At 57.2% G+C, this 15804-nt stretch carries 19 protein-coding genes and 1 pseudogene; 8 read left to right on the top strand and 12 right to left on the bottom strand.

Features of this window, described 5'->3' with window-relative positions:
• Positions 1-142 precede the first annotated feature (142 nt).
• Complete coding sequence (locus PSH59_RS08010) at positions 143-1330, top strand: MFS transporter (RefSeq protein ID WP_305394744.1); 1188 nt, start codon at positions 143-145, stop codon at positions 1328-1330.
• A gap of 97 nt (positions 1331-1427) precedes the next feature.
• Here PSH59_RS08010 and PSH59_RS08005 read toward each other — a convergent pair whose 3' ends face one another.
• Positions 1428-1646 carry a hypothetical protein gene (locus PSH59_RS08005; protein ID WP_248076563.1) on the bottom strand — a complete coding sequence of 73 codons (219 nt, stop codon included), beginning with the start codon at positions 1644-1646 and terminating at the stop codon, positions 1428-1430.
• 146 nt (positions 1647-1792) lie between these two features.
• Entirely contained in the window at positions 1793-2158 is a 366-nt protein-coding gene (locus PSH59_RS08000; RefSeq protein ID WP_305394743.1) for a DUF6124 family protein, read from the bottom strand.
• A gap of 350 nt (positions 2159-2508) precedes the next feature.
• Here PSH59_RS08000 and PSH59_RS07995 point away from each other — a divergent pair, with 350 nt between their 5' ends.
• Positions 2509-2973, top strand: a complete 465-nt coding sequence (locus tag PSH59_RS07995; RefSeq protein ID WP_305394742.1) for a DUF6678 family protein — start codon at positions 2509-2511, stop codon at positions 2971-2973.
• 183 nt (positions 2974-3156) lie between these two features.
• A complete protein-coding gene (locus tag PSH59_RS07990) occupies positions 3157-3399 on the top strand; it encodes a CopG family transcriptional regulator (protein ID WP_305394741.1) in 243 nt (80 codons plus the stop codon).
• A 189-nt stretch (positions 3400-3588) separates the two neighbouring features.
• Here the strand turns inward: PSH59_RS07990 and PSH59_RS07985 are convergent.
• From PSH59_RS07985 to PSH59_RS07960, 6 genes and pseudogenes are all read right to left on the bottom strand, one after another.
• Positions 3589-4442, bottom strand: a protein-coding gene (locus PSH59_RS07985; RefSeq protein WP_248076422.1) for an IS5 family transposase whose coding sequence is annotated in 2 segments (ribosomal slippage) — positions 3589-4098 and positions 4101-4442 — 852 coding nt in all. Because the reading frame shifts where the segments join, the coding sequence is not laid out codon by codon here.
• A 100-nt stretch (positions 4443-4542) separates the two neighbouring features.
• On the bottom strand, positions 4543-4878 hold the full coding sequence (locus tag PSH59_RS07980) for a hypothetical protein (RefSeq protein ID WP_305394740.1): 336 nt from the start codon (positions 4876-4878) through the stop codon (positions 4543-4545).
• A 72-nt stretch (positions 4879-4950) separates the two neighbouring features.
• Positions 4951-5994, bottom strand: a complete 1044-nt coding sequence (locus PSH59_RS07975) for an HD-GYP domain-containing protein (protein ID WP_305394739.1) — start codon at positions 5992-5994, stop codon at positions 4951-4953.
• Positions 5995-6285: 291 nt separating this feature from the next.
• A pseudogene (locus PSH59_RS07970) lies at positions 6286-6853 on the bottom strand (DNA adenine methylase); the annotation flags it as partial.
• Positions 6854-7001: 148 nt separating this feature from the next.
• Complete coding sequence (locus PSH59_RS07965) at positions 7002-7544, bottom strand: lysis system i-spanin subunit Rz (protein ID WP_305394738.1); 543 nt, start codon at positions 7542-7544, stop codon at positions 7002-7004.
• On the bottom strand, positions 7526-8089 hold the full coding sequence (locus PSH59_RS07960; RefSeq protein ID WP_305395276.1) for a glycoside hydrolase family 19 protein: 564 nt from the start codon (positions 8087-8089) through the stop codon (positions 7526-7528). The genes PSH59_RS07965 and PSH59_RS07960 overlap by 19 nt, the downstream gene beginning before the upstream one ends.
• Positions 8090-8485: 396 nt before the next feature.
• On the opposite strand from PSH59_RS07960, the gene dusA reads away from it, so the two are divergent.
• On the top strand, positions 8486-9505 hold the full coding sequence (gene dusA / locus PSH59_RS07955) for a tRNA dihydrouridine(20/20a) synthase DusA (RefSeq protein WP_305394737.1): 1020 nt from the start codon (positions 8486-8488) through the stop codon (positions 9503-9505).
• Positions 9506-9756: 251 nt separating this feature from the next.
• The gene (gene tal / locus PSH59_RS07950; RefSeq protein WP_248076579.1) at positions 9757-10683 is read left to right on the top strand and encodes a transaldolase; all 927 of its coding nucleotides are present in this window, start codon (positions 9757-9759) and stop codon (positions 10681-10683) included.
• A 71-nt stretch (positions 10684-10754) separates the two neighbouring features.
• Here the strand turns inward: tal and rssC are convergent, their stop codons facing one another.
• Both rssC and rssB read right to left on the bottom strand, forming a co-directional pair.
• Positions 10755-11237 carry an anti-sigma factor antagonist RssC gene (gene rssC / locus PSH59_RS07945; RefSeq protein WP_010566476.1) on the bottom strand — a complete coding sequence of 161 codons (483 nt, stop codon included), beginning with the start codon at positions 11235-11237 and terminating at the stop codon, positions 10755-10757.
• Entirely contained in the window at positions 11237-12418 is a 1182-nt protein-coding gene (gene rssB / locus PSH59_RS07940; RefSeq protein WP_248076580.1) for a two-component system response regulator RssB, read from the bottom strand. The genes rssC and rssB overlap by 1 nt, the downstream gene beginning before the upstream one ends.
• 277 nt (positions 12419-12695) lie before the next feature.
• On the opposite strand from rssB, the gene PSH59_RS07935 reads away from it, so the two are divergent.
• On the top strand, positions 12696-12992 hold the full coding sequence (locus PSH59_RS07935) for a PilZ domain-containing protein (RefSeq protein WP_305394736.1): 297 nt from the start codon (positions 12696-12698) through the stop codon (positions 12990-12992).
• Positions 12993-13054: 62 nt separating this feature from the next.
• On the opposite strand, the gene PSH59_RS07930 is transcribed toward PSH59_RS07935, so the two are convergent.
• Positions 13055-13744, bottom strand: coding sequence for a VacJ family lipoprotein (locus tag PSH59_RS07930; protein WP_248076582.1), 690 nt, complete (start codon positions 13742-13744; stop codon positions 13055-13057).
• A gap of 195 nt (positions 13745-13939) precedes the next feature.
• Here PSH59_RS07930 and PSH59_RS07925 point away from each other — a divergent pair, with 195 nt between their 5' ends.
• Both PSH59_RS07925 and PSH59_RS07920 read left to right on the top strand, forming a co-directional pair.
• Positions 13940-14548, top strand: a complete 609-nt coding sequence (locus tag PSH59_RS07925; protein WP_248076583.1) for an HAD family phosphatase — start codon at positions 13940-13942, stop codon at positions 14546-14548.
• A gap of 110 nt (positions 14549-14658) precedes the next feature.
• Complete coding sequence (locus tag PSH59_RS07920) at positions 14659-14925, top strand: DUF4404 family protein (protein WP_248076585.1); 267 nt, start codon at positions 14659-14661, stop codon at positions 14923-14925.
• A gap of 33 nt (positions 14926-14958) precedes the next feature.
• Here the strand turns inward: PSH59_RS07920 and queF are convergent, their stop codons facing one another.
• Positions 14959-15789, bottom strand: a complete 831-nt coding sequence (gene queF / locus PSH59_RS07915; protein WP_305394735.1) for an NADPH-dependent 7-cyano-7-deazaguanine reductase QueF — start codon at positions 15787-15789, stop codon at positions 14959-14961.
• Positions 15790-15804 lie beyond the last annotated feature (15 nt).

Genomic DNA, 15804 nt, shown 5'->3' with positions numbered 1-15804 from the left:
CAAGCCAGCCAGGCGCGACGTGCGGTCACAGGGCAGTCTGCCCACGGAACTCTCGCGTAAACGGCTGTTCTAGAACCCTTCGTCGCGGCTTGCGTAGCACCCGCCGCTCACCTTCTTGCTTTACACCCAAACAGGGCAATCCATGTCTATCCAGCAAACAACCGCGCACGTGCTGCCCGCGCGCAGCGCCGCCAAGATGGAAGCGGCCATGGCCGTGGGCGCTTTCGCGATCGGTACTGGCGAATTCGCGATCATGGGCCTGATGCCCGACATCGCCCACAACCTGAACTTGAGCGAACCCCAAGTGGGCCACGCCATCAGTGCCTACGCGCTGGGGGTGATGGTCGGCGCGCCCCTGCTGGCGATCCTGGGTGCCAGGTTGCTGCGCAAACACATGCTGCTGCTATTGATGGGGCTGTATGCACTGGGGAACTTCGCCACTGCATTTACCCCGACCTTCGGCTCGTTGGTGGCCTTCCGCTTTATCAGCGGCCTGCCCCACGGCGCCTATTTCGGGATTGCCGCCGTGGTCGCCTCAAGCATGGTGCCGACCGACAAGCGCGCCGGCGCCGTGGCCCGCGTGATGATGGGGCTGACGCTGGCGATGTTGCTGGGTAACCCGATTGCCACCTTCCTTGGCCAGCACCTGGGCTGGCGCTCGGCGTTTGCATTGGTCAGCGTCATCGCCCTGTGCACCATTGCCCTGGTCTGGCAGTTCGTTCCCCACCGCCGCGACGAACCCCGCAGCGACCCACGCAAAGAATTGCGCGCTTTTACCAAACCGCAGGTGTGGATGGCCCTGTCCATCGGCGCGATTGGCTTTGCGGGGATGTTCTGCGTGTTCAGCTACCTGGCCCCAACCATGCTCGAAGTGACCAAAGTCTCGCCCCAATGGATCCCCTTCGGCCTCGCCGCGTTTGGCGTCGGTGGCATCATCGGCAACATCGCCGGCGGCAAGCTGTTCGACCGCCTGCAATTTCGTGCGGTGGGTGTGATCGTGGTGTGGTCGATCGCCATCCTGCTGCTGTTCCCCTTCATTGCAGGCTCACTATGGGGCGTGCTGCTCGGCATCGGCCTGGTCGGCACCATGGTCTCGCTGGCGGCGCCATTGCAAATCCGCCTGATGGACATCGCCCACGAAGCCCCGAGCCTGGCGGCGGCCTCCAACCACGCAGCGTTCAACCTGGCCAACGCGCTAGGACCCTGGTTTGGCGGGATGGCAATTACCGCGGGATATGGCTGGACGAGTACCGGGTACATTGGCGCGGTGACCGCGCTGGTCGGCCTTGGCCTCTACCTCATCGCCCGCCGCATGAAAGGCGGCCACTAACCCCCACACTTGCGCCCCACCACCGAGCACATGTGGGAGGGGGCTGCTTCCGATAGCAGTGGGTCAGTCACCCCACAACTGACTGACCATCACTGCATCAATCATCATGCAACAACCCCGACCCATACTCCCCATAACTACTTCCCAACCCACTGCCGCCAAAATTCATCCTGGCGGCTTTGCTGGGGCTGTGGTCACCGAATGCCTGGCATCCGCCTGAAAAACACGGGTCGCTGTTCACAGCGGACGAGGATGAACACGCGCTCAACAGCAACGTGCCAGCAATCAGCGCGACTTTAACCAGGTTCGAGATCATGTTTTCAGTTCCCTGTGGGCTTGAGGCGCGGGGGTCCTCTCTTGAAGAGGATCGTAGACCTCAAAGGCACTGGGGATTATGAAATTTTGCGCGGTGACAGCAGGGGTTCAGGTTGCCGCCTTGGGGTCAGGCGGCGGGGTTGGGGGTCAGGCGGTGGCTGGGCTGGCGGCAGGCGCGACTTGCTCTTGGGCGCGGGCGACGAGCAGAGCGCTCAGGTCGATGAGTTGTTGTATGCCAAGGATGATGGCGCGGTGCGGGTCTTCTAGGTCGAAGGCCAGGGTGGCGGCCATTTGGTTGGCGGAATCGAGGTGCTCGGAGGCGTTGGCCAGGAGGGTTTCGGTGTCGATGTTGGGGCTGACTAGGAAGATATGGCTGGTTGGGTGTTCGACGGGAGCAGCGTCATCGGATGGTGGCAGGTAATGGTGAATTGCTCGTTGGGCAGCCGTTTGTAGTTTGGCATCGACGGGCGCAGTGTTTTGATCGACATAAGAATTGCGTGATTTGTTAGGCATGGGCGAAGCTCCAAATTTCGGGAGTTAAAACGCCTTAGCAATACGGACTTCCACCTCCGGCCGCTGGGTTTGTAGCGGCTTGAGGAGGTTAGCGATGGGAGGTCTGACGGGCAAGCTGAGACAAGTGTGGGAAATTTCCTAGAAAGTTTGGACCACTCCCGAGATAACTCTGTCTTTCCTGTAATGGTTTGGACTACTGAACCAAAGAGCCTTTGAAACAAAGGCGTACAGCTGATTTATCTTTATCGCGGACCGTTTATGTACCATCGGGCCCCATTCGGTCCATAGCTCCGACCTGACTTGCCGCCATAGGCGTCAGGCAGATAACGGCCAGAAGCGATCATTCATTCTTGAACACCAAAAAATCGATAGGACTGAATATGGGCGAACTACCGAGGGCCGGCGCGGGCCATGATGATGCAACACGGAAGAAAATCCATGCTGCCGTGGCTGCGAGAAACTTGGCAAGCGCATCGAACAATACCAAGTGGGATGAGCTGATCAATCATTTCCGCGCGCTTCAGGGGTGGCGTCCGTCCTACCGATCCAAGTGCGTCACAGGATATGTGTCAGAGTGGGATGTCGAGTGGTTTTACCATTTGCCGTTTCCATTTGCGTCCGTCGAATGGTTCGACATTGGCTTGTCGGAAGCAGTCCCCTCAAAAGGACGGCTGCTTGCGCCTACAACCATTGACCATACAGGCGAAATATCGAAGGTGGTTGCACAAATTGGATTCGAGTTTGACGTGCGCGCCGACGTTCTGAGAATTTGGGGATACTTCCCAAAGTCGTATGAAGGCTTTCCGCCTGCATGACAGGCTGAGCGCTGCTGTCTCCCAGTAATTACACTATCTGACCAGGATGCTCGAAGGCCGCTTTGGGTCGACTCCCACCCATAGTGAACGGCAGAGGTCGGTCAAGGCCTCTCGACGGTCTGCCGATTCAAGCGAGTACTCCACGGTGTAAGCTGCGCTTAATCGTCCACCCTCGAGGCGGCCATGACTGGGATATCCCTAAATCTAGCGGAAGACCTGTCCAACTCTCTCGCCGACCTGGCAAAAACCAACGGCCAGGCTGCGACCTACCTCGCGATGGACGTTCTCCGCGACTACATTGAGCACGAAAAAACGCTGACCGCTCAGATTGGGTTAGCAGTAAAAGAAGCCGATCAAGGCAAATTCGCCACAGAAGATCAGGTAGCGACGATGCGCGCGAGGCGCTGGACCCGGAATGCGGGCTGAGTGGCTTGAAAAGCACTCAGAAATCTGGAAAACGAAGCTAACTTTGTGGCTCTCGAAAATTCCAAAGCGGCTGACGACGTCTCCTACGCCATTTTCGCCAGCGTCGATAAGTTGGTTCAGTTCCCCTCCATGGACCGTGAAGGCCGGGTCAAACAAACCCGAGAACGGGCATTGATCCCGATACTCTGGCTAGGCACTGTACGAAAAGTAATGTCGCAAACACCGCATAGCACAAGCTAACGAGACCATCGCTGCATAACTTTTCGCGAGCTTGTCGAAGCGTGTGACGATGCGGCGGTTTTCTTTCAGCCAGCCGAACATGCGCTCGATGATGTTGCGCTGCCGGTATTTTGGCCGATCAAACAAACGAGGCAAACCGGGCTTGGGTTTGCGTTTCATGGATCGCAGAGGGATTACCGGCTGCATCCGGTAACGGTCACAGTAGCGACGCAGAGCCTCAGCATCGTAGCCTTTGTCGGCCAAAAGCCAGCGACATCGTTTGCGAGGACGACCGCGCAAACTGGGGATATAGGCTTCATCGAGCAATGGCTGGGCATACGAGATATCACTCGCTTGTCCGCCCGAAAGTAGAAAACGCAGCGGTATGCCGTTGGCGTCGCAAAGCATATGAATCTTGGTCGTCAGGCCTCCGCGACTGCGGCCTAGCGCATGGTCTGAAGGTTCATCTGGCCCCCTTTTTTCCCGGCGCCTGATGAAGCTCGGGTTGCGCGTATAGCTGTGGAATCGATCATCCATGTTTCCAGGTCGATCAATCCTTGCTCGTTCAGCTTAATGTGCAGCCGCCTGAGCATCAGGTCGAACGTTCCTTGGTTACGCCAATCCCGAAACCGTTGATAGACCGTTGACCAGGGCCCGAAGCGCTCGGGCATGTCGCGCCATGCGGCGCCTGAGCAAAGCACCCAGAGCACGCCATTGAGCATCAAACGATCATCGGCTCTCGGCCGACCATTGCGCCGGGGTTGTTCAAAGAGGTCAGCAACTAGCTCCCAGGCTGCATCGGGAATTTCGTACCGTTTCACCATCGTGGCCTCCTGCCTTCGATGGGCGCGAACTTTACCGAATATCAGTGTTCAGGTGCGGTGACGGCGGTTTCAAAGGATTTCGTACAGAACCTAGAGAGGCTCAATAAAATAAATTTGGTTCAGACACCCAACCAAAAGCCTGTGCGACTTCGAACAGTAGTATGGCCTGCTTAAGATAAAACCCACGATTTCTTATAGATACAAACAGCTTATCCCCACCGGTGAGCTTTTTAAACTTAGTATTTACCCTACCTATACACATGCAGATGCCTTTATAGGTATCTGGATTTTTACCAAGACGCTCAGCAATTGAGTAGTGACTTATAGCTTGTTTAGGTTGTTCTAAAAATATCACGAGAATCCTGAGCTCTATTCTCGTTAGGCTCATGGAAAATTTTTGATTTGACAGTTTTTTTCTTCGACGCTCAAAATCCAAATACATTTCCTGAGCATTTTTATGCTCCCAGTTGCCTAGTGAGCACGGGGCGTACTCACCTAGTTTCTCAATTTAACTTCGCATTTTTTCGACCTCATCAATCAAATTGCAAAATGCCACTACTAGCAATGAATCAAAATGCTTGCCAGCTTCCTCTATGAGGTAGTTTTTGGACTGTTCCACACTCCATGCCCCCTTATAAGGACGAGCCATTCGGAGAGCGTCATAGACATCACAAACTGCGACTATTCTTGCAGACAAAGGAATTTCCTCTCCTTGAAGTCCGTCAGGGTATCCCTTGCCATCCCAGCGTTCGTGGTGCCTAAGCGCAATTTCAGCTGCTAATTGGGTAACGGCAGAACCATTTGGGTCGTTTAGGATTTGATAACCGATTCGAGAGTGCTCTTGCATTTTTTCCCGTTCAGCAGTTGTCAATGCGCCTGTTTTTTGCAGAATGGCATCTTCGATACCAATTTTACCGACATCATGCATTGGCGCTGCTATGCGAATCATTTCACACCAACTCAATGACATGCCGATGGAGCACGCCAGCAAATAGGCAGAGTCGCCAATACGACGAACATGGTTACCTGTGTCGTCATCTCGATAACACGCTGCTCGGCATAAAGTTCTAATATTCGCATTGTAGCTAGACTCTAACTGCGCAGTGCATTGCTCTATCCTGCGTACAAACTCATCTTTATTTCTACGCAGAGTTTTGGCTGACCGAGCCAACTCTAAACACCCTCGAATCTTCGGCATTACTTTGAGAGGATTGAAAGGTTTTGAAATAAAATCATTTGCTCCTTTCTTGAGCCCTCTATGTCTAGCTTTCGTATCATCAATCTCAGTTGAAACTATAATGGGAAATTCCGTGCGGTTACGCACTTTAAGTAACTCAAGAATCTCCATACCATTTGGTGCTAGCTCACTTAAGTTAAGCAGAACTAGGTCCCACGGGTTCAGGAGTAGCCAATCTAGCGCGTCTCTTGAGTTGGAAAACGCAATTATATTGCATAATCCATAGCAGCCTAAAAGAGAGGTGAGCGTAAGAACATCATCGGAAGACTCGTCAATTATCACGATGCTTTGTTTATTTTTTATTCTTGACAGCAAGATCTGACTCCTCCCAGCGACGAGCGCCAGAACACTGAAATCATCGTCGAAGGCAAGGCAATTCGACCTAGAGGGTTAAAGTCTGCTCCTTCAAGATCTTCATTCCTGTTAAAGGCAGTGGCCGACGTCGGTCCGGCAGTCGCCTCCTTTAAATAGATGATGGCCATAAGACATCACTTCCACTATCAGACTATCCCCATTCTGCCGTAGGGATATCGGGAGACCTGGTAGGAAAATCCCTACACAAACTTGTTGATCATGAGATGCACAAGGAATAACGGCGCAAAAAATCGGAAAATCCACCCCATAGCCCGCGGTCTGCCAGTAAGGCGGTCCACGTAATGAAACGTGTGCGCCCGGTCGTATCGTTCGGCACAGTCCAACCAGGGCAGGCTCTCAACGTAGGTGCCGGACAGTCGCTGCCACGCTGCTGATAGGTTCTCCTCGATCCGCAGCAGGTTGATGGCCGGTCCAGTGGTGGCGGTGCCAAACGTCTGCCCGGTCACCTTGCCGGCAAAGGCATGGTGCTGCAGGTAAAAGAATCGCGCGGCGCGCTGGATGTCGGTGAGGGTTTCAGGACGGGTCATCTTCTGCCACTCGAACACCTGGCGGGAGCTGAGCGCCCATTTGAACTGGCGCACAAATTCTTCCAAGTGGTTCTGCACCACGCGGTACAGCGTCACCAAGTCGCCGTTGATGTCGTTGAGGACTTCAACCGGCGCGGCCTGGGGACGCATGAAGTAGAGCGCGGCGCCGCCGGCAAAGACTTCGACGTAGCATTCGTGGGGTGGGAAGAGCGGGATAAGGCGGTCGCCAGGCGGCGTTTGCCGCCCATCCAAGGGATGATGGGTGTGGACATAAAAAGCAAGACCTTTACTGTATGGATAAACAGTGCCGGACTCGCTCCGCTTTGTGCACGAAGCAGGAGCCTTGGCTGGACTTGCAGGGGCATTCTGCGGGGAAGGTGGCCGGGCTGAATGTTGACGCATCCTGACCGGCCGCTCCTTTTACTTCGGTGTAGAAACTTCTTTTGCATAGGCCTGACAGGCCCGCAGGGCGATCAACCCTTGGTCGCCGGCATCGGTGATTCCGATAATTCGTTGAGCATGCGCTGGGTCAAGTTGGACTCTTGTGGGGCCATGAACCACGCGGCCGGTGGTGGTGGCGGTTGACACTGAACAGCTGCTGGTGGCATCGCTGGCGGCGAGTACGACTGACAACCGCAGATCAGCAGTAGCCAAGCGATCACGCAGACGAGCCTGCTTCGTTTGCTCATCGGTCAATTCCTTGTGGTGGGTTTCGTCTTTGTTCTGCAGGCGCTGCTCCAGGGCAAAGCGCTTGTCCTGCTCTTTGCGCTGCAGGGCGGCAGCGGCTTGGGATAACTCGCCGAGGGTGTCGGCATGGAGCCGGGCCTGGTGCTCCAGCTGCTTGCCATAGCGCCAGTCTTGAGCTGTCCAGGCCAGGGCAGCAGATCCGGCGGCCAACATCACCAGCAGCAGGCCGACCGCCGCAATCCGGTATTGCGCGGGGATCAGGTCGAAGATACGCATAACACCGCCCTCGCCCTGGCCCACAGTTGCAAACGATCTTCCAAACCGTTGAGTCCGCCGTTGATCCGCCGGGTGATGGTGTTGAATTGCTCTTGATCCGCGAGCGCGTTTAATCCGTTAATCGACCAGAACCACGCGGCCGACTCAGCGGTCCATTGCGGTAGTTCGAGCAGCTCCGGCGTGCGGAGCAATCGCTCATCGCCGAACAGCGCCAGGCTGCAACGCAGATAGTTGTCGTGGCCGGTGATCTGGATCAGCCCACGGCCGCGATATCGCTGCCCGTCACCATCAGCAGCAGGCGTGTTCCCCAGCTTTGTAGCCAGCGGGCCGGTATCGTACTTGCTGAGGTATTGATCGCTCCCCAGTTCACGCACGTACTGCAGTTGGCCCGACTCGTGGCCGACCTGGGCGAGGAATGCTGCCTGGCGCTTCGGTGTGTCGATCTTTCGATTCGCCATGGCCGCGTTTAGGGCGGATACAAAAACGCCGGCTTGGCGGCCGGCGTTCGGGAGGATCTGCAGCAACTGCTGCTGAGTAATTGGCATACAAACTCCTAACGTGAACAGCCCGCACGCGGCGGGTAGCGGCCGGATCTTCTCGTACTCGTCCAGGTACTGCTCGATCATCTTCTTGATCGTCACGCCTTTTCGGTTAGCACGCTCAAGGGCACCAGGCTCCGCCAGCTCCGTCTCGCGGCGCTTGATCCAGGCCTGGGCAACCCACTTGCGATCGAAGGTCCGGCTTTCCTGATAAACTGTTTTGCCATCCCGATTGATCCGTATCTGCGCCGTGTAGGCTGTCGAGTTGTCCTTGCGCTTACGTGCTGTGATCGTGCCCATTCCCAGTTGCTACATTGCCGAATTCGATCGCTACAATGTAGCAACCGACTTTAGAAAAAAAGGGAAAACGGGTAAAAACCGCTGTATAAAAGATCAGTATTAATGAATTTTGAAAAAGCCAAATCCCCAGTAAACGCTAGCCCTTCACGCTCAGAGCCGTCACGCCGGTTTAGCGTGGCCCCGATGATGGATTGGACCGACCGTCACTGCCGGTTCTTCCTGCGCCTGCTCTCCAAGCACGCCCTGCTCTACACCGAGATGGTCACCACCGGCGCAATTCTGCATGGCGACCACGACCGCTTCCTGCGTCACAACGAAGCCGAGCACCCGCTTGCGCTGCAGTTGGGCGGCAGTGTTCCCGCTGACCTCGCAGCCTGCGCACGCATGGCTGAGGCGGCCGGTTATGACGAAGTGAACTTGAACGTCGGCTGCCCGAGTGATCGGGTGCAGAACAATATGATCGGCGCGATCCTGATGGCGCACCCTGCACTGGTGGCGGAGTGTGTGAAGGCGATGCGGGATGCGGTGTCGATTCCGGTGACGGTGAAGCATCGTATCGGGATCAATGGGCGTGACAGTTATTCCCAGTTGTGTGAGTTCGTTGGCACGGTGAGGGATGCGGGGTGCACCAGTTTTACGGTGCATGCGCGGATTGCGATTCTGGAGGGGTTGTCGCCGAAGGAGAATCGCGACATTCCGCCGTTGCGCTATGACGTGGCGGCGCAGTTGAAGCAGGATTTCCCGGAACTGGAGATTGTGCTGAACGGTGGAATCAAGACGTTGCAGCAGTGCCAGGAACATTTGCAGGTGTTTGATGGGGTGATGTTGGGGCGGGAGGCTTATCACAATCCGTATTTGCTGGCGGAGGTGGATCAGCAGTTGTTTGGCAGTGAGGCGCCGGTGATCAGTCGGGCTGAGGCGTTGGCGCAGTTGCGGCCGTATATTGCGGAGCATTTGGCCAGTGGTGGGGCGATGCATCACATTACGCGGCATGTGTTGGGGTTGGGCACCGGCTTTCCGGGAGCTCGTCGGTTCAGGCAGTTGTTGTCGGTGGATATTCATAAGGCAAGTGATCCGTTGGCGTTGCTGGATCAGGCGGGGGAGTTGTTGGAGGGGCGGTGAGACGTTGGGGCCCCGGACTGTTGTGGCAAGCCTGCTCACCACGATAAGCCAGCGCCAACATGGGGCCGTGTTGGTGGGGGGAACTTGGGTTGAACCTGTCGGGGGTTTTGGCCTCCTAGTTAGCAGTATGGCCGTGATTCAAACGGCTGTTTTCAGGTTGTTGCCCTCGCAAACGATCGAACGCATTTGCGCCCTTGAGCGCCTGTCGGCGCTCGGGTAATGTCACCAGACCCATAGGACAGAGCACGCCCATGACTTCCAAGCTGGAACAACTCAAGCAATTCACCACCGTTGTCGCCGATACGGGTGATTTTTCCACCCTTGCCAAGCTCAAGCCGCAGGATGCGACAACCAACCCGTCCCTTCTGCTCAAAGCGGCGTCGATCCCCGGCTATGCCAAGCTGCTGGATGAGTGCGTACAGGACTGCAATGGCGATGTGGGCCTGGCCAGTGACCGCTTTGCAGTAGCGGTAGGCCAAGAAATTCTGAAAGTCGTGCCGGGCCGTATTTCAACGGAAGTGGATGCACGCCTGTCGTTCGACACTGACGCCGTACTCAAGCGCGCGCACCGTCTGATCGACCTGTACGAAAAAGCCGGCGTTGGCCGTGACCGCGTGCTGATCAAGATCGCCTCCACTTGGGAAGGCATCCGCGCAGCAGAGCAGCTGGAAAAAGAAGGCATCCAGACCAACCTGACGCTGCTGTTTTCCTTCGCCCAGGCCGTGGCCTGCGCAGAAGCCGGCGTGTTCCTGATTTCGCCGTTCGTGGGCCGTATCTATGACTGGTACAAGAAAGCCAACGGCAGCGACTACACCGGCGCCGATGATCCAGGCGTGCAGTCGGTGACCCGCATCTACAACTACTACAAGGCTAACGGCTACAAAACCGTGGTCATGGGCGCCAGCTTCCGTAACCTGAGCCAGATCGAAGAGTTGGCCGGGTGCGATCGCCTGACCATCAGTCCGGACCTGCTGGAAAAGCTGGCGGCCGACACCGGCAAGCTGGAACGTAAACTGTCGCCAGGGCACGCCGGTGAAGCTCGCGTACACATGACCGAAGCGCAGTTCCGCTGGGAGTCCAACGAAGACGCCATGGCCACCGAGAAGCTGGCCGAGGGTATTCGCCAGTTCGCGCGCGATCAGGAAAAACTCGAAGCACTGTTGGCGGCCAAGCTGTAAAAGCTGCCACGGCAAAAAGGGCGGTCACCCTCACGGGTACCGCCCTTTTTTGTGCGTCCGATCCTATGGGATCAATGCCGTTCCAGCGCATTCACCAGATCGTGAAACGCTTCGCGATTGGACTCGTTCAAGCCCATCAGAATTTTGTGCGCTTCCAGCACCTTGATCCGCACCACTTCCTCGGACTGGTCCTGGGACGGCAGATCGGTCAGGCACTCCGGGCACGGGATCGGGCGATCAACAATGTTGAACACCTGGTCGAAACCCATGGACTGCAGCAGACGGGTGATGTCTTCGTGGGTGGTGACGACCGTAGGCAAAAGGCCGACCTTCTGCCGCGACAGAATGGACAGCTTGGCCAGCAAGCCGAGGGTGGTGCTATCGATGCTGCGGGTTTCGGTCAGATCGATCACGATCGCCGAAAAATTCAGCGCAGTGAAAATCCGCTCAATCGTCGCATCCAGCGCTGAACACAAGGTCAGGCGCACTTCACCGACAAACTTCAGGACAAATGTCCCGTCTTGCTCGGCGAATTGGATTCTTCCGGTACTCATCAAAGATTCCTGCTCAACACCAATAGGGCGATATCATCCGGCATCTCCCCTAGCGTGGCCAATCCAAAAACCTGCCGCAGGCCATCCAGGCTGCCGCCCGCCGACTTGACCCGTTGGGGCAAGGCCGCTTCTTTCTCTTTGAGTGTAGGCTCTGGCAAAAGGTCCAGGATGCCATCGGACATCAGCGTCAGGCTGAAGGTCGGCGGCAATTCCAGGATGTGGTCTTCGTAGGTCGCTTCATTGAACAAGCCTACGGGCAGACCACGTCCTTCCAGGTAACGCACACTGTCGGGAGTGTATAAAACAGGCATCGGCAGGTGGCCGCCAATGCTGTAGGTCAAAAGACCGGTTTCTTCATCAATCACGCCGCCGACCATCGTCACGTGCTTGCCCAGCTTGCAGCTGATCAGGCCCCGGTTGATGTGGCCCAGCACTTGGGAGGGCGTGAACTCCGGCAAGGTGCCATTGCGTTTGGATTCGAACAACAGCCGCGTGGTCATGAATTTCAACAACACGGTCACAAAAGCAGAGGATGCACCGTGGCCGGACACATCGGCCAGGTAGAACGCGACACGCCGCTCATCCACGCGAAAATAGTCGACGAAGTCCCCGGACAGGTACAACGACGGAATGATTTGGTGTGCGAACTGGAATTCGTCGATGGTCCAGGGGCTGACCGGCAGCATGTTCATCTGCACCTGGCGACCGGCGTTCTGGTCTTCCTGGAGCAGGTTCAGGCTGGCTTCGAGTTCACGGTTGGCGGTCTCAAGCTTTTCGCGGTAACGCTGGTTCTCGAACAGCAAGCGCGAACGGTCCAGAGCACGACGCACCGAGTGCTCCAGCACCGCCAGGTCTTCCAGGGGTTTGATCAGGTAGTCGGCGGCGCCCAGGCGCAACGCCTCGACGGCGTCGTTCATGACCCCGGCACCGGACACGACGATCACCGGCGTCTGCGGCGCAAGCTCGGTCACCTGGCGAATCAGTTCAAGGCCGCCCATCTGGGGCATGCGCAGATCGCAGATCACGAGGTCGGGCTGGTCGCGCTCGAATACCTGGAGACCCTGTTGACCATTGCTGGCCTGCAGGACGCTGAAGCCACTGTCTTCCAAATAGGCCGCGAGACTCGCGCGCACTACTTCGTCGTCATCGATTATCAGCAGCGTGGCACTGGTTTTTTGCATGTGGGCAAACGGCGCCAGAATTAGGTTGGCGTAGGCGGCTCGGCAATGGCCGGACTCACACTACTGGATTCGCTTTCTAGCCTCTCTGTCCTACAAAGCATAGGCGTTTTGCCCACGCACAACTGTAAAGCAGAGGTGCCCTTCTAAGGCGCAGACGGTACTCCCATCCGCCAGGCGTTTCAAGCTCATGCCGATGGTCGCCGAGCGTCTTTACACCGCAAATCACCGGGAGTTATAAGAACAGCCACAACCACAACACAAAGTAAGGATGGAACCGATGAGCGAACACGAGCGCGACTACGCTGAGAAACGCGATTTCATCCGCATGCGACTGGATGCCGATGTGTCTCTGATCCACGCAGGACAAGAGATCGAGGGGGTTTGCATAGACCTCTCCAGCTCCGGCATGCAGGTGCAGGCGCCCCGCCAATTCAACGTGGGCGACCTGTTAACGGTGCGCATCGATTCAGAGCACGCCGCACTCAAGGGCCTGGAGGCGGACACCGAAGTGGTGTGGGCCAAAACAGTCGGTGAGGAGCAGCAGCTGGGCCTCAAGATCCTGAAAATGCGCTGAATTCGCGCACAAAAAAGGCGACCGCCAGGGGTCGCCTTTTTTTCATTTCAAAACGTCACAGCTTAAAAATCGTCAACTACCTTGCCGTCCTTGACCTTGAACTCGCGGTTCTGCAGGTAGGCGTTACGAATGAAAGTGTATTTGTCGCCCGTGATCAGTTTCTCGCTGTCGAGCAGGCTGGCACGGGTGTCGACGATGCCCAGCCCCATCACGCTGTTGCGCAGCGAGACATCATCCATATACCGGTAAGGCTGGGTATAGCTGTCTACGTACTTGGACGGCGCATCGCGCAGCGTGCTTGGGCCCAGCAACGGAATCATCACATACGGGCCGCTGCCCACGCCCCAGTACCCCAGGGTCTGACCGAAGTCTTCATCGCTACGTTGCAGCCCCATTTTGGTGCCTACGTCGATAAAGCCCAGCACGCCAAACGTGGTATTGACCAACAGACGGGCCGTATCAACACCGGCATTGTGAGGCTTGAGCTGCAGCACGTTGTTGGCCAGGTTGCCGACGTCGCCGATGTTGCGGAAGAAGTTGTGGATACCGTCTTCGACGAATTGCGGGGTGATCCACTGATAGCCTTGGGCCAACGGCTTGAGGGCGTAGGTATCAACGGTATCGTTGAAGGTGAAGATAGGGCGGTTGATACTTTCCCACGGGTCATCTTCCGACGCAGCCTGCGCGGCGAAAGGGGCCAACAGGACAGTGGCACACACCGATAGCTGAGCGAAGTAGTGGCTCCAGCGCATAGCTTTAACTCCTTGAATGATCTGTCATGGGCGCTATGCCCTGAATAAGGCCGTCAGTATATGACGGAAGTGTCCGTTTAGGCAGTCGCCAGGAAACGTCCCATGCAAAATGGACAAAATTCCTACAATTGACGAGGCTGTCATCCGTCTGTCATCCGGTGCCGATAGCGTCAAAGCTATTTCAAGGATGTCGACATGCCTCACGCCGAGATTGCAAATGCCAGCGCCCCCGCCTTGACTGCCGTGTTGTTCGGCCTGAGTGGCTGCCTGGTGGATTTTGGTTCCCAGGCACGCACAGCCTCCTCCTCTGCACAGTCACAGGCCACACCCGGCGCCCTGAAAATCCTGCGTAGCCTCAAGGAGCAAGGCGTGCCCTGCGCCTGGCTGGATGAACTGCCCTCCTCTGTCACCACGCCACTGGCCGCCAGCCTGCCAGGCTGGCTCAAGGCCGCCTCGCCCTCCCCCATCCGCTGGCCCGCGCCCCATGCGTGCTGGCAAGCCTTGATGGAACTGAACATCGAGCGCCTGGAAGGCTGCGTGCTGGTCAGCGGCGAGCCGCGCCTGCTGCAATCGGGGTTGAACGCCGGGCTATGGACCATTGGCCTGGCCTCCTGCGGCTCACTGTGCGGCCTGGCGCCCGAGCAGTGGCAGGCGCTGAGCGACAAGGAACGCGAACACAAGCGCGGCAAGGCCACGGTGGCGCTGTATGGCTTGGGGGTGCACTCGGTGATCGATCACCTCGGCGAACTGGCCACCTGCCTGGCGGACATCAGCCTACGCCGGCTCAAAGGCGAGAAGCCCTGATCGAGATCATGCACAGTCGGCCCCGGTGGATTAATCTACAGGTCCGCCCGTAGACCTTTCCCGGCGTGCCGCGGTCTATGTCAGTGCCTATCGATAAAAGGAAGAACGTCATGCCTGCCCGCGAAAAACTGCAAGAACAGGTCACCATCCTGCGCGAGCAACTGGAACAGGATCCGCCGCTGCCGGCCGAAAAACGTGAAGCGTTGGAAGCCTTGCTTGCCAAGTTTGAAGTGCAACTTGAACTGGAACCGGCCACCCAGCCGCCGAGTATCGCGGACGATGTGAACCGCGCGGTGGAAGGCTTCGAACTGGAACACCCAGGCATCGCCGGGACGTTACGCAATATCGTGATCACCCTGGGCAACATCGGGATCTGACAGCAAGAGCCCCGCAATCGCGGGGCTTTGCAGTTACTGGCGCGCCAGACGCACGTTCTGGAACGACACATCCTCGGTACTGCGGTAGGGGTTGATATCCAACCCGCCACGGCGCACATACCGCGCATACACGGTCAACTTCTGCGGCTTGAGCAGGCGCTGCAAGTCCAGAAAGATGCGCTCCACGCACTGCTCATGGAAGTCCGAGTGCTGGCGAAAGCTCACGATGTATTCCAGCAGGCTGGCGTGATCCAGCGCGTGGCCACGGTATTCCACCACCACGCTGCCCCAGTCGGGCTGGCTGGTCACCGGGCAGTTGGACTTGAGCAAATGGCTGTGCACGCGCTCTTCGACAACGCGCGAGTCGTCACAACGCAACAGCTCCGGACGCGGGTGTTCGTAATTACTGACGCGGATGTCCAACTCATCGATGCACACACCTGGCAGCGCCATGACACCTTCGGCCTCGACCTCGGCCAGGCTGCGGATACGCACGCTGACCGGCTTGCCGGCGGCTGCGCTGAGGTCGGTGCACAGGGTCGCTTCCAGGCTTTGCGTGTCGGCAAAAGCCGTCTGGTTCAGCGAATTGAGGTACAGCTTGAACGACTTGGATTCGATGATGTTTGGCGAGTCGGCGGGAATGCTGAACTCGGCGATCGCCACCACAGGCTTGCCCGACGGCAGCAACCACGACAATTCAAAGCAGTTCCAGAAGTCCACGCCCTTATAGGGCAGGGTCTCGGCGCTCAAGCCCAGCTCGGCCCACTTGGCGGCACGCGCAATCGGGAACAGCAACGACGGGGTGTAGGTGGAGATGTATTCACTGGACTTGCCCAGCGGCGAATGTTCGGCTGCGGGATGCATGGCGGAAACCTGGCT

The organism is Pseudomonas sp. FP2309 (assembly GCF_030687575.1).
In the GTDB taxonomy this organism is placed as follows: Bacteria; Pseudomonadota; Gammaproteobacteria; order Pseudomonadales; family Pseudomonadaceae; genus Aquipseudomonas.
Note: the sequence above shows the minus strand (reverse complement) of the source record. Positions and strands in the feature narration are given on the sequence as shown.